The 14538-nt window shown below is 47.0% G+C and carries 10 protein-coding genes and 2 pseudogenes; 8 read left to right on the top strand and 4 right to left on the bottom strand.

Going from position 1 to position 14538, the window contains the following annotated elements:
• The first annotated feature begins 62 nt into the window (after nt 1–62).
• Nucleotides 63–581 (top strand): PH domain-containing protein, encoded by a 519-nt coding sequence (locus tag SO_RS19680; RefSeq protein ID WP_011073921.1) that lies wholly within the window; start codon nt 63–65, stop codon nt 579–581.
• A gap of 43 nt (nt 582–624) precedes the next feature.
• Here SO_RS19680 and rarD read toward each other — a convergent pair whose 3' ends face one another.
• Complete coding sequence (rarD, locus tag SO_RS19675) at nt 625–1509, bottom strand: EamA family transporter RarD (RefSeq protein ID WP_011073920.1); 885 nt, start codon at nt 1507–1509, stop codon at nt 625–627.
• Between the two features lie 216 nt (nt 1510–1725).
• Complete coding sequence (locus tag SO_RS19670) at nt 1726–2190, bottom strand: thioesterase family protein (RefSeq protein ID WP_011073919.1); 465 nt, start codon at nt 2188–2190, stop codon at nt 1726–1728.
• 251 nt (nt 2191–2441) lie between these two features.
• Between SO_RS19670 and recQ the strand changes: the two genes are divergently transcribed.
• Nucleotides 2442–4265: a DNA helicase RecQ gene (gene recQ, locus SO_RS19665; protein ID WP_011073918.1), complete on the top strand. Its 1824-nt coding sequence runs from the start codon at nt 2442–2444 to the stop codon at nt 4263–4265.
• Here recQ and SO_RS19660 read toward each other — a convergent pair.
• Nucleotides 4247–5473, bottom strand: a pseudogene (locus tag SO_RS19660) (diguanylate cyclase domain-containing protein); the annotation flags it as partial. The gene recQ and the pseudogene SO_RS19660 overlap by 19 nt on opposite strands.
• Before the next feature lie 112 nt (nt 5474–5585).
• Between SO_RS19660 and SO_RS19655 the strand changes: the two are divergent.
• Entirely contained in the window at nt 5586–6800 is a 1215-nt protein-coding gene (locus SO_RS19655; RefSeq protein WP_011070548.1) for an IS4-like element ISSod3 family transposase, read from the top strand.
• 11 nt (nt 6801–6811) lie between these two features.
• Here the strand turns inward: SO_RS19655 and SO_RS19650 are convergent.
• Nucleotides 6812–7372: pseudogene (locus SO_RS19650) on the bottom strand (hypothetical protein); the annotation flags it as partial.
• A gap of 496 nt (nt 7373–7868) precedes the next feature.
• Between SO_RS19650 and leuA the strand changes: the two are divergent.
• From leuA to SO_RS19625, 5 genes are all read left to right on the top strand, one after another.
• Entirely contained in the window at nt 7869–9437 is a 1569-nt protein-coding gene (gene leuA / locus SO_RS19645) for a 2-isopropylmalate synthase (protein ID WP_011073916.1), read from the top strand.
• Between the two features lie 51 nt (nt 9438–9488).
• Entirely contained in the window at nt 9489–10583 is a 1095-nt protein-coding gene (leuB, locus tag SO_RS19640; RefSeq protein WP_011073915.1) for a 3-isopropylmalate dehydrogenase, read from the top strand.
• Complete coding sequence (leuC, locus tag SO_RS19635) at nt 10583–12007, top strand: 3-isopropylmalate dehydratase large subunit (RefSeq protein WP_011073914.1); 1425 nt, start codon at nt 10583–10585, stop codon at nt 12005–12007. Before leuB ends, leuC begins: the two co-directional genes overlap by 1 nt.
• A gap of 24 nt (nt 12008–12031) precedes the next feature.
• A complete protein-coding gene (gene leuD, locus SO_RS19630) occupies nt 12032–12637 on the top strand; it encodes a 3-isopropylmalate dehydratase small subunit (RefSeq protein WP_011073913.1) in 606 nt (201 codons plus the stop codon).
• A gap of 530 nt (nt 12638–13167) precedes the next feature.
• A complete protein-coding gene (locus SO_RS19625; protein ID WP_011073912.1) occupies nt 13168–14481 on the top strand; it encodes an outer membrane protein transport protein in 1314 nt (437 codons plus the stop codon).
• Nucleotides 14482–14538: the final 57 nt, after the last annotated feature.

Below are 14538 nucleotides of genomic sequence, written 5' to 3'. Positions count from 1 at the left end.
TTTTGTTGACATAATATGTCTTTATTGGCAGGTTAAGGCTTTACTGCATAGGAGATGCTGCCATGACCCCTCAAATTTTCGAGCTGGCACCTTTAGCTCAAACCTCTATTTTAAGCTTTATTATCTTACTCTTAGGCTTGAGCGGTCTGCTGTTCATGCTATGGCTAAAGCAGATGCCTATAGTAACCAAGTTTGCCAGTCTGGGATTATTGCTGACTATGTTAGGAGGGTTTTCTTGGGTCTTCTATCAATCGAGTCACGCTCAGTTAGTGTTAACCGATACAGAGCTCACATTGGATGTGCCTTTCTATAAAGTGCAATTATCCCGCTCGGATATATTGCCCGCCGAGGCGCGCATAGTCGATTTGCGGCAAGAGGCGCATTTAACGCCGAGCTTTAAAACGAATGGCATAGGCATGCCAGGGTTTCAATTGGGCTGGTTTAATTTGCAGGGAAAAGGTAGAGCATTTTTGGCAATAACAGATCAGTCACAATTAGTGTTAGTACCAACGACTAAAGGCTACAGTTTATTACTGACAGTGCCGCAAGGGATTGAATTTTTAGCACAGTTACAGAAGTGATTATGCCATCACTTCTGTAACTGTTTTATCGGCGTGATAATGTTTACGACGTTTTGCGTTTATAGGCCATATCGAAGGTGAACACCAGCAGTGCGCTCCAGATAAAGCCGAAGGTGATGCTTTTCTCGGCATCAAAGGGTTCATTGAACAAGGTTACCGCGAGAATAAACATAATACTCGGGCCGATATATTGGAAAAAACCTAGCATAGACAATGGAATGCGCACAGCAGCGCCCGCAAAACACAACAGTGGAATGGTGGTGACAATTCCTGCGGCCATCAACAATAAGTTAAGGTGCCAATCGTTGGTGAGCATATTGGCTGTGGCGCTATCTAGGGTTGCGACGAGATACACTAATGCGACCGGTAGCAGAATAGCGGTTTCCACTAACAGCCCTGATTTCGCATCCACATTGACCTTTTTTCGCAGTAGCGCATATAGCCCGAAGGTGCCAGCTAACGCGAGGGAGACAATGGGAATTGAGCCAAATGAAATCAACTGAATTAGCACGCCTGCACTGGCTAGCGCAACGGCAAACCACTGCAGCTTACGTAATCTTTCCCCTAAAAACAGCATGCCCAGCAACACATTGAGCAATGGGTTAATAAAGTAGCCTAAGCTAGCATCGAGCATATGATCATTATTGACAGCCCAAATGAACAGCAGCCAGTTACCAGCAATTAGCAGAGAGGTGATAGTCAGTACAATCAGTTGTTTTGGTTGTTTAAACAGTTGGCGCAGTTTGCCAAAACCGCCAATAAACATCATGATGATCACCATAAATACAAATGACCAGATCACCCGATGCAATAAAATTTCGGTCGCAGAAACATGATGAAGCAGTTTGAAATATAAGGGCGCAAATCCCCACATACAGTAAGCACTGACGGCGAGCAGGATCCCTTTGCGGTATTCAGTATCAGGCATGAGACATCTTCGATAGATTACAGGACGGCGATTGTAGGAGTGTACGCTGCTCGACTCAAGGTGTGTGCAGCCTCCTTTTTCGTTACAGGATGTCTCAAACGACGGGAATTTAAAAATAACTAAGAGGAAAACAACTGAATAATCAAAGTTTTTTCCTCCAGTTTATCGAAGATGAATACGGTAATGTATTTCCGAAGACAAGTCCGAGGCAACTGATTAGCCAACCATATAAGTGCCTGTGCCGAAGGCAATATGGGTTCCTTGTTCATTGTGTAACTCCATTCGGCAAACCGAGACACGATTACCGGCTCGGATCACACTGCCAGTGCCAGTAAAAATCTGTCCGCGTCCAGGTCTGAGATAATCGACTCGCATATCGATGGTGCCTAAGGTTTGCAGCCGTTGTTGTAATTCTTCAATTGTCCAATCATCACGGCTGGCAACGAGGCCCGCAAAGGCCGTGAGTCCACCCACGACATCGAGCACTGTCGCAGTTACGCCGCCGTGGAGAATTTGCTGGTGAATATTGCCTATGAGTTCTGGCTTCATATTAATCGCCACTTCAACCCCATCGATATCGTAGCGTTTGATGTCCAGACCCAATAAATTATGAAAAGGCACATGCTGATCAAATACTTCAGCAACGCGCTTGAGTACTTCGGCTTGAATGGGGTTGCTCATGTTATTCGTCCTTGTTGTTATTCGGCTTCTTAGAATATGAGTGGGGACGCTTTGAATGTGCGCCCGACTAGAGTAATTAATCTACAGTGAAGCGTGCACAGAATGCAACTTAAGCCATATTGATTAAGGTTGCGGACGAGGGCTTCTAGCCGGTGCTATTTCAGCCAGAATGGGTTTACGACAAGATGGCGCAAGACAGGAGCGATTCTGTCCTTTAGAATAGGCGCCCTTACATTTTAGCTAGAAGATCCATGGAAACTCAGTTACTCAACACGCATGATGATCCGCTTTCAGAGCGCCTCGCGCAGGTGTTTGGCTACCGTGACTTTAGGGACGGTCAGCGCGAAGTCATCGAGCGGGTATGTCGTGGTGAGGATTGCCTAGTGATCATGCCTACCGGTGGCGGTAAGAGCCTGTGTTACCAGTTGCCAGCGCTGATGATGCATGGCATCACTATCGTGGTTTCGCCACTGATTTCATTGATGAAAGATCAGGTTGATAGTCTATTGCAGACAGGTGTGAATGCCGCCTATTTAAACTCCTCACAGCCAAGAGAGCTGAGTTTAGAAGTGCTTCGGCAGTTGCATCTCGGCGAGCTAAAATTGCTTTATGTGTCCCCCGAGCGCTTACTCACGGCAGATTTTATTGAGCGAATGCAGTCTCTGCCGCTGTCTATGTTTGCTATTGATGAGGCGCACTGTATCAGCCAGTGGGGGCATGATTTTCGGCCCGAATATGCCGCGCTCGGCCAGTTAAAACAACTGTTTCCCCATGTGCCAATGATGGCGCTGACAGCCACTGCAGATCAGGCAACGCGGCAGAATATTTGTGAACGTTTAGGCATCAATCCCTTCAAGTTATTATCAAGTTTCGATCGGCCTAATATCCGTTATACAGTGGCTGAAAAACTCAATGCAGCTAATCAATTACGGCAGTTTTTGCTGCAACAAAATGGCAGTAGCGGCATTATTTACTGCAGCAGTCGCCGCCGGGTTGATGAAGTCGCTGAGAGGCTCACGCTACAGGGGTTTCATGCTAAGGCTTACCATGCGGGAATGACGCCAGAAGAACGTGGCGAAGTGCAAGATAGCTTTCTTAAAGATCAAATAGATATCGTGGTTGCGACCGTCGCCTTTGGCATGGGGATCAATAAATCGAACGTGCGCTTTGTGGTGCATTACGATATCCCTAAGAGTATCGAGGCCTATTACCAAGAAACTGGCCGCGCAGGACGTGATGGACTCGAGGCGGAAGCCTTTATGTTGTTCGATCCTGCCGATATTGGTCGAGTGCGCCATCTGATAGAACAGTCTGAACCTGGGCCGCAGCAACAAGTTGAATTCCATAAACTCAATACCATGGCCGCTTTTGCCGAGGCGCAAACCTGTCGGCGCCAAGTGCTGCTGCATTATTTTGATGAAAGTGCGTTAGAGCCCTGCGGTAACTGCGATATTTGCCTTGATCCACCTAAGCGCTATAACGGTAGCGAGGATGCGCAAAAGGTACTTTCTTGTATTTATCGACTCGGACAACGCTTTGGCATTAATCATTTAATCGAAGTATTGCGAGGCTCAAAGGGCGCTGCAATTGTTGACCGCGGCCACGATAAGCTCAGCACTTGGGGAATTGGTAAAGATAAGAGCCATGAATATTGGCTGAGCGTTATTCGCCAACTGATCCATTTGGGCCTGGCAAGTCAAGATATTACTCGAGGCTCATCTATCACCTTAAACCCCTCCGCAAGGCCAATTTTAAAAGGCGAGGTCGCGCTGATGTTGGCGGAGCCGCGTATTCAACTTACCAGCATAAAGCGTAAAACGACCCAATCGAGAGTGCCGCTTAACTATGATCGCAAGTTATTCGCACGCCTTAAAACACTGCGCCGTGAGATTGCCGAAGAGCAAGACGTACCGCCTTATCTGGTATTTAACGATGCGACCTTAGCGGAAATGGCTGCCATGATGCCGACAAGCCCTGGAGAAATGCTTGCCGTTAACGGCGTGGGAGAGCGTAAACTCAGTCGATTTGGCGGCGAGTTTCTCGATGAAATCGCGGCTTATTTAGCGGGTGAGTAGTCGTTTGGGGCGTCGCTGACCTTGAGTTTACTTAATTGATTGATGCTCGCTCGTTTCACCAAAGAGTCAAGAGTATCAAAGTGTTGCATTACTGCAATCCCAATATTGACCTTGTTTGTACCTTGCCATGTTTGAATCGTGGGCGTTAATTGGCTAACCACCCGTTGCGCGCCGACGGCCGAGGTGTAAGGTAGCACGATCACAATGTCATCCATCGAATACCGTAATAGTATGTCTTGCTCACGGAGTTTATCTTGTAACTTATCAAGCAAGGTTGGCAGATCAACTTGGCGAATTTGACTGGCATTAAAAAGTAATAATGTCAGCGGATAATCGCCCTGTTTGGCACTATGTAGGGTGAGCTCAAGCTGTTGAAGGGGAGGAAGGCGATGGGGCTTGGTGTCGGGAGAGGGGGCTCGCTTACTTTGCTTATCGATAAAGTACCAAATCGCGCCACCTAATAGTGTCATTGTCATTAAAAGCAAGATGCTAAAGGCCCAGTCTACATTCAGTTCATCTAACAAACTAGGATTGCTCTGTGGAGCATCCACGCTGAGTTGGGACAATCCTTGCTGATTTAATCTGGCTTTAAACTGCAAAATTCGGGTGTGATTCATGGACTCGTTAGCAAGTTCTGCCGCATCGAAGCGTTTTTGTAAAAACTCGTAGGCGAGTTTATAGCTATCCTGGGCCTGATAATAATCACTCAAAATACCATAGAATCCTTTTAGATCAGTATATTGCTTGAGGGCTTCGCCCTGTTCAATGGCGGAATGCATGAGCGTAAGAGCCGCTTCATCCCTGTGCTGGGCAAATCGAATTTGAGCGAGTAAACGGGTTGAACGCATCACTGCAACCCGTTGGTTTTGTTGCTTAAAGGTGTTCATTGCAATGGAGATATATTCTTCGGCTGTGTCGATTTTGCCTTTATCAAGCGCAATAGAAGCTAAAATCGCATAACTATAGGCGAGTTCGAGCGGGGAGCCAATTTCTGGCAGCAGAGTTTTGGTCTGTTTTTCTAATTGATCGCTGTATTCACGCTCTCCATTATCCAGGGCAATACGTGCGGCGTTTAGCAGTAACACGTGCTGTACTTTTCCTTTGGCATCAGCGCTGTTCAGTGCAAGCTTGGTGTAATACATCGCTTGGGGTAAATCTTGGGTGGCATACAACAAACTCCCCATTGCAGCATAGACATAGGCCTCTGGCGCTGAAGAATCCCCTGATGATTTTCAGATAAATCATTAAATTAGAGTGAACTTGCACCTTGAAGTGTGATCAGATGGAAGTGCGAACAAACATCAATCACAGGGCATCAAGGTGCAAGTGTTAACTATCTTACATCAATCTCTCTATCAACATTGTCCAGAAATCCATCAAAAGCGACTGAATACACTCATGGTCGCCTGCAAAGCCCTCATCAACGCGGATTGTCTCACCCTCACGCATTTAGGGCGGCACATTGATGGCACCAGCACTCATACTAAACACTCAATAAAACGCATGGATAGATTATTGGGCAACCCGCACCTTCACCATGAAAGACTGGCTGTTTATCAGTGGCATGCAAAGTGGCTGCTAACAGCACATACGATGCCGACCATACTGGTGGATTGGTCTGATATGCGTGAAGGTCGTGAACTGATTGCACTACGCGCCTCTATTGCGATTAAGGGCCGCTCTATCACGCTCTACGAGCGAACATTTCCGTTAGTACTACAAGGCACACAAACTGCCCATAATCAGTTTCTGAATGAACTCCATAAAGTGTTACCTGACAATATTACCCCGCTGATAGTCACTGACGCGGGCTTCCGTAATCCATGGTTTCGAAAAGTCGAGCAGCTCGGTTGGTATTGGCTGGGTCGTGTCAGAGGATTAAGTGTCTATCGGCTGCACCCCTTCGGTCGCCAATTTTCGCTAAAAGCGCTTTATCCCAAAGCCAGTCGTCGCGCAAAACATGTTGGGCGAGTGGCGTTATCGGTAAAGAAACCCTTGTTATGCGAGATGGTATTGTTCAGGGCTCCAAGTAAAGGCAGAAAAGGTCAGCGAAGTACGACAACAGACTGTCACCATACGGCGCAATGGACGTATGAACTGACCGCCAAAGAGCCTTGGGCACTGGTGACCAACTTGACCATAGAAGCCATGTCGCCTCAAAAACTGGTTAATATTTACCAAAAACGGATGCAAATAGAAGAAACCTTTAGAGATTTAAAAAGCCCCGCTTATGGCTTTGGTTTACGTCATAGCAGAACACGTTATGCGGCGAGGATGGACATACTGCTATTGATAGCATTATTGGTACAACTGGCATTTTGGTGGGTAGGATTATACGGAGAAACACAGCAATTACAGCGGCACTTCCAAGCCAACACGGTAAAGAAAAGGAATGTGCTATCAACAATCAGGATGGGCAAAGAACTGCTGCGGCGACGGCATGACTACCCCATATCAGCAGATGATTTGCTTTGTGCTGCGAAGAAACTAGCCCAACTCTCATTAACTCATGGTTGTTGGGGCTATGAATTATGAGGGGATCCTACAGCCTCTGGCGGCCATATCCAGTTTTGCGTTTGAGTATGAATATCGGGATAGATATCGATAGCGATGCGTAAATCCTCAATCGCGGAGGAAAAATTATCCGTATTGGTATCCAGTTGCCCTCTTAAACGGAGCGCATCGATAAGGGCTTGAGGTTGTTGATAGCGTCGAGCAAGGGTGATTGCAGAGTCTAATAGGGGCAATGCGTCTTGAATGTTGTCGTAATTAAGATAAGCATCGGCCTGACAATTGAAAAAATAGGGGCGTGCTTGATCTAACTTAAGCTGTTTCGCATGGGCTTCACCCATTTGCGCTAGGTTAATCGCAGCTTCGTTCTCGCCGAGTTGCAACAGGTTTTGACACTTCAATATGCTCAGGCGAAGCTTATCAATATTGCTAGTATTATCAGTTTGTTGCTGCTTTTCTAATTCGGTGATTTGTGCCAAAGCTTTGGTTGGATACTGATAAACTTGTTGTGTCAGTTTATCGAGCTGGTCATTAGCACAGGCCCATAATGGGACAAGCCATAGTAATAGGCTCAGCGCTAAGGCGCGAAAATCCATTTTTTGCTCCATACCGTGCATTGATTCTTCTATCCGTGGCCTCGGGCGAGGATTATAACGTGTCTCACGCTATTTTTGCATAAAAAATGATTTCTTTGTTAAAAATTTGAATGGTGACATTTAATTTATTTTTCTTTGATAGCAAGGAATTAACAAAAATGGCTTTAGGTAAAAATTCAGTTTTTTGCCGTTTCGCGGCAGATATTTTGGGGAACATGAAAAAAATTGTGGTTGACACATTTAGTCAAGCGAGTTAAATATTAACCCCGTTAGATATTCAATCAACAGAATAAATATTTAGATTAAATGAATAGAATTAGCAGCAAACTCGACCTCCTCCTTCTCTCTCTCGCGCCAAAAACGCGGAGGTCTTAGTGTTGCTCGCTCGATAGATAGGCAAAACACTCATAAACCCCGCACTAATGTTGCGGGGTTTTTTGTATCTGAATACAGCAAAAGTTCAATAATGAACGGTGATGTTCCATGGAGAAGCGAGATGTCTAACAGAGTAATTATATTTGATACCACCTTACGTGATGGCGAGCAGGCATTAGCCGCTAGCTTGTCAGTCAAAGAAAAGTTACAGATCGCCATGGCGCTGGAACGTCTTGGTGTTGACGTCATGGAAGTGGGATTTCCCGTATCTTCCCCCGGTGATTTTGAGTCGGTGCAAACCATTGCTCGCACCATTAAAAATAGCCGAGTGTGCGCCTTATCCCGCGCCTTGGAAAAAGATATCGATGCCGCCGCTCAAGCGTTATCGGTGGCTGAACAGTTCCGTATTCACACCTTTATCTCCACCTCGACCATCCATGTGGAGAGCAAATTAAAACGTTCATTCGAGCAAGTGTTGGAAATGGCGGTCGGTGCGGTGAAATATGCCCGTCGCTTTACCGATGATGTTGAATTCTCTTGTGAAGATGCAGGGCGTACGCCGATTGATAATTTGTGTCGCATGGTGGAAGCGGCTATTCATGCTGGCGCGCGTACTATCAATATTCCCGATACAGTGGGCTACACGGTGCCAAGCGAGTTTGGCAGCATTATTCAAACTTTGTTTAATCGCGTACCGAATATCGATCAGGCAATTATCTCTGTTCACTGTCACGATGACTTAGGTTTATCGGTCGCGAACTCGATTACTGCTGTGCAGCATGGCGCGCGCCAAATCGAATGTACCATGAATGGTATTGGTGAGCGTGCGGGTAACTGCTCCTTAGAAGAAATCGCCATGATCTTAGCCACCCGCAAGAATTTGTTAGGGTTTGAAACGGGGATAAATGCGAAGGAAATTCACCGCACCTCAAATTTAGTCAGCCAATTATGCAATATGCCGATCCAGTCGAATAAGGCGATTGTGGGCGCGAATGCCTTTACCCACTCTTCGGGCATTCACCAAGATGGCATGTTAAAAGCGCAAAACACTTATGAAATTATGACGCCAGAGAGCATCGGCTTAAACCGTAACAACCTGAATATGACCTCGCGCTCAGGCCGCCATGTGATTAAGCATCGCATGGAGGAAATGGGCTATAGCTCGCAGGATTACAACTTGGATGCCCTGTACGAACAGTTTTTACATTTGGCGGATAAAAAGGGTCAAGTCTTCGATTACGACTTAGAAGCCTTAGCTTTTATAGAGGCGCAAGCCGCGGAAGATAACTTCTATCAATTACGGCAGTTAGTCGTGCAGTCCGACTCGACCGAAGGCGTGGCCACGGCCACTGTGCGCATCGAGGTGGGTGGTGAGATTAAAACCGAGGCCGCTACAGGCAATGGTCCTGTCGATGCTGCCTATAATGCTATCGCCCGTGCCACTGATCGCCGTATCGATATCATCAGCTACAAATTAGGTGCGAAAGGCGTAGGGCAAGATGCGCTCGGCCAAGTCGATATTACTGCGGTTTACCATGAACAAAATTTCCACGGTGTGGGTTTAGCCACCGATGTGGTTGAAGCGTCAGCGCGTGCATTAGTGCATGTGATGAACCTGACTTGCCGTGCCGATAAGGTCGCAGATTACAAACAGAATATGCATAAAAACAGAGAGCTGGGCGGCGTATAGCCTAAGCAGTATCGAGAATAAAGCATTCACATTAAAGGAGTGGGCGGGCGTATGAGTTATCAAATTGCAGTATTAGCGGGTGATGGTATTGGGCCTGAAGTGATGGCCGAGGCGCGTAAGGTGTTAAAGGCGGTTGAGGCGCGTTTTGGCCTTAATATTGAATACACTGAATATGATGTCGGCGGTATCGCTATCGACAATCATGGTTGTCCATTACCCGAGGCAACGCTTAAAGGTTGTGAGGCGGCCGACGCCATTTTATTTGGTTCAGTCGGTGGTCCCAAATGGGAAAAACTGCCGCCCAATGAGCAGCCTGAGCGCGGTGCACTGCTGCCTCTACGGGGTCACTTCGAGCTGTTTTGTAACCTACGTCCCGCTAAATTGCATGATGGATTAGAGCATATGTCGCCGCTACGCAGTGATATTTCTGCTCGGGGTTTCGATGTCTTGTGTGTGCGTGAGTTAACCGGCGGGATTTACTTTGGAAAGCCTAAAGGCCGCCAAGGTGAAGGTGAGAGCGAAGAAGCCTTCGATACCATGCGTTATAGCCGCCGTGAAATTAGCCGTATCGCCCGCATCGCCTTTGAAGCCGCCCGTGGTCGGCGTAAAAAAGTCACTTCGGTCGACAAGGCAAACGTCTTGGCTTGCTCGGTATTGTGGCGTCAAGTGGTCGAAGAAGTGGCGGTGGATTTCCCCGACGTTGAACTGGAGCACATCTATATCGACAACGCGACCATGCAGTTGCTGCGTCGCCCCGATGAGTTTGACGTCATGCTGTGTTCTAACTTGTTTGGCGACATTCTATCGGACGAAATCGCCATGCTGACTGGTTCTATGGGCTTACTGTCTTCGGCGAGCATGAATAGCACTGGCTTTGGTTTGTTTGAACCCGCTGGTGGCAGTGCACCGGATATCGCCGGAAAGGGTATTGCTAACCCGATTGCACAAATTTTGTCTGCCGCATTGATGCTACGCCACAGCTTAAAGCAAGAAGAAGCGGCGAGTGCGATTGAGCGCGCTGTAACTAAGGCGCTGAATTCTGGCTACTTAACCGGTGAGCTATTAAGTAGTGATCAAAGACACAAAGCAAAAACAACCGTGCAAATGGGCGACTTTATCGCCGATGCAGTCAAGGCAGGTGTGTGATGACAGTTCCTTCAAAAACAATCGCCCCAAAAACCTTATATCAAAAAGTCTGGGATGCCCACATAGTGGCTACACCAGAAGGTGAAGCGCCCATCATTTATGTTGATAGGCACTTAGTCCATGAAGTGACTTCTCCCCAAGCCTTTAGCGGCTTAAAAGTCGCGGGTCGTCAGTTACGTGCGCCCGAAAAAACCTTTGCCACCATGGATCACAACACCTCGACCCGCAGCGCCAGTTTAGACGCCTTAAGCCCAATGGCGCGCATTCAGGTGGAAACGCTAGCGCAAAATTGCAAAGATTTTGGCGTGCTCTTATATGATATTCACCATCCGAATCAAGGAATTGTGCATGTGATGGGGCCTGAGCTTGGCATTACCTTGCCCGGTACTGTGATTGTTTGTGGTGATTCTCACACCGCGACCCACGGCGCCTTTGGCGCTCTGGCCTTCGGTATTGGCACATCTGAGGTTGAGCATGTATTGGCAACCCAAACTTTGCGCCAATTAAAAGCCAAAACGATGAAAATCGAAGTCCGCGGCCAAGTGACGGATGGTGTGACCGCTAAAGATATCGTACTGGCGATTATCGGTAAGATTGGCATGGACGGCGGCACGGGTTATGTGGTGGAGTTTTGCGGCGAGGCGATTGAAGCCCTGTCGATGGAAGGACGCATGACCGTCTGCAATATGGCGATTGAAATGGGTGCTAAGGCGGGCATGGTCGCGCCGGACCAAACCACCTTCGATTACCTTGAGGGCCGTGAATTTGCACCCAAGGGCGAAGATTGGGCGCAAGCTGTCGCTGAATGGAAAACACTCAAAACCGATGTTGGCGCTGAGTTTGATGCCACTGTAGTGTTGGATGCGGCTGATATCGCGCCGCAGCTAACGTGGGGCACAAATCCTGGGCAAGTCGTTGCCATTGACGCTCCTGTGCCGAATCCTGCCGATGAAGTCAATCCAACGATTCGCTCTAGCATGGAAAAAGCGCTGGATTATATCGGCTTAACCGCAGGCACGCCGATGACAGAAGTCGCGATTAATAAAGTCTTTATCGGTTCTTGCACTAACTCGCGGATTGAAGATTTACGCAGCGCGGCGAAGCATGCCAAAGGGCGTAAAGTGGCTGCGGGCGTTACGGCAATCGTAGTACCGGGTTCTGGCCAAGTGAAGGCACAGGCCGAGGCGGAAGGCTTAGATAAAATCTTTATCGAGGCCGGATTTGAATGGCGTTTACCGGGCTGTTCTATGTGTTTGGCGATGAACGATGACAGATTAGAAGCGGGTGATCGCTGCGCATCGACCAGCAACCGTAACTTTGAAGGTCGCCAAGGTCGTGGTAGTCGCACGCACTTGGTGAGTCCGGCGATGGCGGCAGCTGCTGCAATTGCTGGGCATTTTGTCGATATCCGTAAACCTTACTAACCGTCATCCCAATAGGAGAAGTTAATGCAACCTTTTACTTGCCATACCGGGCTTGCGGTGATGATCGATAGTGCGAATATCGATACGGATCAGATTATTCCGAAACAATTTTTATCTAAGGTGACCCGCGATGGATTCGGCGTGCACTTATTTCACGATTGGCGTTATCTCGATGATGCGGGAGATGTGCCAAACCCTGAGTTCACCCTAAACAAACCTCGCTATAACGGTGCTTCGATTCTGCTGGCGCAGGAAAACTTTGGCTGTGGCTCTAGCCGTGAACACGCCCCGTGGGCATTGGCTGATTTTGGCCTGCGCGCCATTATCGCCCCCAGTTTTGCTGATATTTTTTATGGTAACTCAATCAATAACGGTTTATTGCCAGTAAAGCTGAGCGCGAATGAAGTGCGTCAGTTAATGGATGAGGTGGCGAGCGAAGAAGGCGCACAAATCACCGTCGATTTAACCACTTGTCAGGTGACATCACCTTCTGGTGCTCAGTTTAGCTTTAGTCTGGCGGAGTCAGCGCGCCACAAATTGCTGAATGGTCTAGACGCTATAGGCTTGACCTTATCTCACGGGGCGCAAATTAGTGAGTACGAGTCACAGATCCCAAGTTGGCGACGCTGAGCTATTCGGCGAACACTTGTACCTTAATAGATGTTAATCTTAAACGCCTAGTTCGAAAACTAGGCGTTTTTGTTATTTTAACTTAAATGCTGTAACTTTAATTTATTGTATTTATTGGTTTTAAATAGTTTTTTTATGTTTACAATATTAGGTTTGATAATTGGTAGTGATTTGTGCTGAAATTTTGATATAAAGACAGCTTACAGGTGTTTATTGGTTTTTGTGTGTTTATTGTTTTGTTTTTAAAGTGTTTTATTGATTGCTCTTACTGATTTTTAAAGGGCTTCAGCAAGTGTTTTCTCTGATTTGGCTTAACTTCTTATGTTTTAAAAGTGATTTTCGTCACTAAAAATATTGAACCATCTATCATATCCAGTTTTTTTATCTGTTTTACCTCCACTTGTTGCAAACATCTTCTGTATCAGTAAACTGCCGTGCATTCAATATGGAGTGTTTGCTCTATTTTGTGTGAGCGCCATTGTGATCCAGTAAATGGCACAAGATAACAATAATATTTTTCGAGAATAATGATGCAAAAACGTCTTCTGACTTTGGCTGTGACTGCAGCCCTATTAAGCACAACGACTCAAGTCCATGCCGCTGGTTTCCAACTTGCCGAATACTCCGCTACCGGTTTAGGCCGTGCCTTCGCGGGTGAAGCCGCTATGGCGGACAATGCCTCAGCTCAATTCCGTAATCCTGCTATGTTGACTTATCTCACTGGCACGCAAATGACCACTGGCGCTATTTTGGTTATGCCTAATATTGACGTTGAAGGTGAGGTTACTGTTGGTAACGTGACCCAAGCTACTGCGGCGAAGGACATGGCTGGCAATGCTGTTATTCCTAATTTTTATGTGAGCCATCAGCTTAATCAACAGTGGTTCATCGGGGTAGCTTTAGGCACTAACTTTGGTATGGCGACTGAGTTAGACGATGATTTTCTTGGCTCACAATTTGGTAACGAGGCGTCTATCAAGGCGATTGAGATCAATCCCAATGTTGCCTATCGTATCAATGAGCAATTGAGTGTCGGCGGTGGTGTTCGCCTTGTACTGGGTGAAGGTAGTATCGGTGCTAAGAGTTCGGCTGATGCAGTTTTACCTACACCGATTGGTAATCTACCTGTTCCTAAGGGCACGACTCTTAAGTATATGGAAGGGGATGATATTTCTTGGGGTTGGCAATTAGGTGGCGCTTGGCAGATTAATGCTGATCACCGCATTGGGTTAAACTATCGTTCTGCTGTGGATCAGCGTCTTGAGGGTGAGGCAAATGGCCTAGCTTTTAATCCGTTAGCACCAAATCAGAAGCTTGCTGGCTCTATGGAGCTTAGCCTGCCTGCGACAGTTGAACTGGCTTCATTTCATCAATTAACGCCGCAACTTGCTGTGCATGCGAGTGTTAACTGGACTGACTGGAGCTCATTTGAAAAATTGGAAGCCGTGATCCCTTCATTAAAAGTACCAACTCAATTAGTGAAGCAAGAGAATTGGGAAGATAGCTATCGTTTTGCTTTGGGCGCGACTTATCGCTTAGATGATCAATCAAGCCTTCGTGCAGGTGTTGCCTATGACATGTCTGCGGTATCTGATGCTAACCGTACGTTAACGATCCCAGAAATGAATCGCGTGTGGTTAAGTGCGGGTTACGGATATCAGTTTAGCAAACAACTGGATTTGGATTTCGGTGTGACTTATATCATTGCCGATGAATCGCCAGTGGTCGAGCCACGTCCAGGGATTGATTCAGATAATTCAGCAGCATTATTTGGTGGGACCTTTAGCGGTACTACCAGTGGCAATATTTTACTATTTGGTGTGCAGGCAAGTTACCGTTTTTAGGTGTTAGCCTTCTACAAAAAAGCTCTGAATCCTCAGGGCTTTTTTGTCTCTAAGCGT

This window comes from Shewanella oneidensis MR-1, assembly GCF_000146165.2.
GTDB classification, from domain to species: Bacteria; Pseudomonadota; Gammaproteobacteria; order Enterobacterales; family Shewanellaceae; genus Shewanella; species Shewanella oneidensis.
The sequence above is the reverse complement of the archived record's forward strand: the minus strand, read 5'-3'. Positions and strand labels throughout refer to the sequence as shown.

Bases quoted from the DNA above. Each gene is read 5' to 3' on its own strand.
- leuB (WP_011073915.1), top strand. From the start codon at position 9,489: ATGAGTTATCAAATTGCAGTATTAGCGGGTGATGGTATTGGGCCTGAA.
- leuC (WP_011073914.1), top strand. From the start codon at position 10,583: ATGACAGTTCCTTCAAAAACAATCGCCCCAAAAACCTTATATCAAAAA.
- SO_RS19625 (WP_011073912.1), top strand. From the start codon at position 13,168: ATGCAAAAACGTCTTCTGACTTTGGCTGTGACTGCAGCCCTATTAAGC.
- rarD (WP_011073920.1), bottom strand. From the start codon at position 1,509: ATGCCTGATACTGAATACCGCAAAGGGATCCTGCTCGCCGTCAGTGCT.
- SO_RS19680 (WP_011073921.1), top strand. From the start codon at position 63: ATGACCCCTCAAATTTTCGAGCTGGCACCTTTAGCTCAAACCTCTATT.
- SO_RS19670 (WP_011073919.1), bottom strand. From the start codon at position 2,190: ATGAGCAACCCCATTCAAGCCGAAGTACTCAAGCGCGTTGCTGAAGTA.
- leuA (WP_011073916.1), top strand. From the start codon at position 7,869: ATGTCTAACAGAGTAATTATATTTGATACCACCTTACGTGATGGCGAG.
- leuD (WP_011073913.1), top strand. From the start codon at position 12,032: ATGCAACCTTTTACTTGCCATACCGGGCTTGCGGTGATGATCGATAGT.
- recQ (WP_011073918.1), top strand. From the start codon at position 2,442: ATGGAAACTCAGTTACTCAACACGCATGATGATCCGCTTTCAGAGCGC.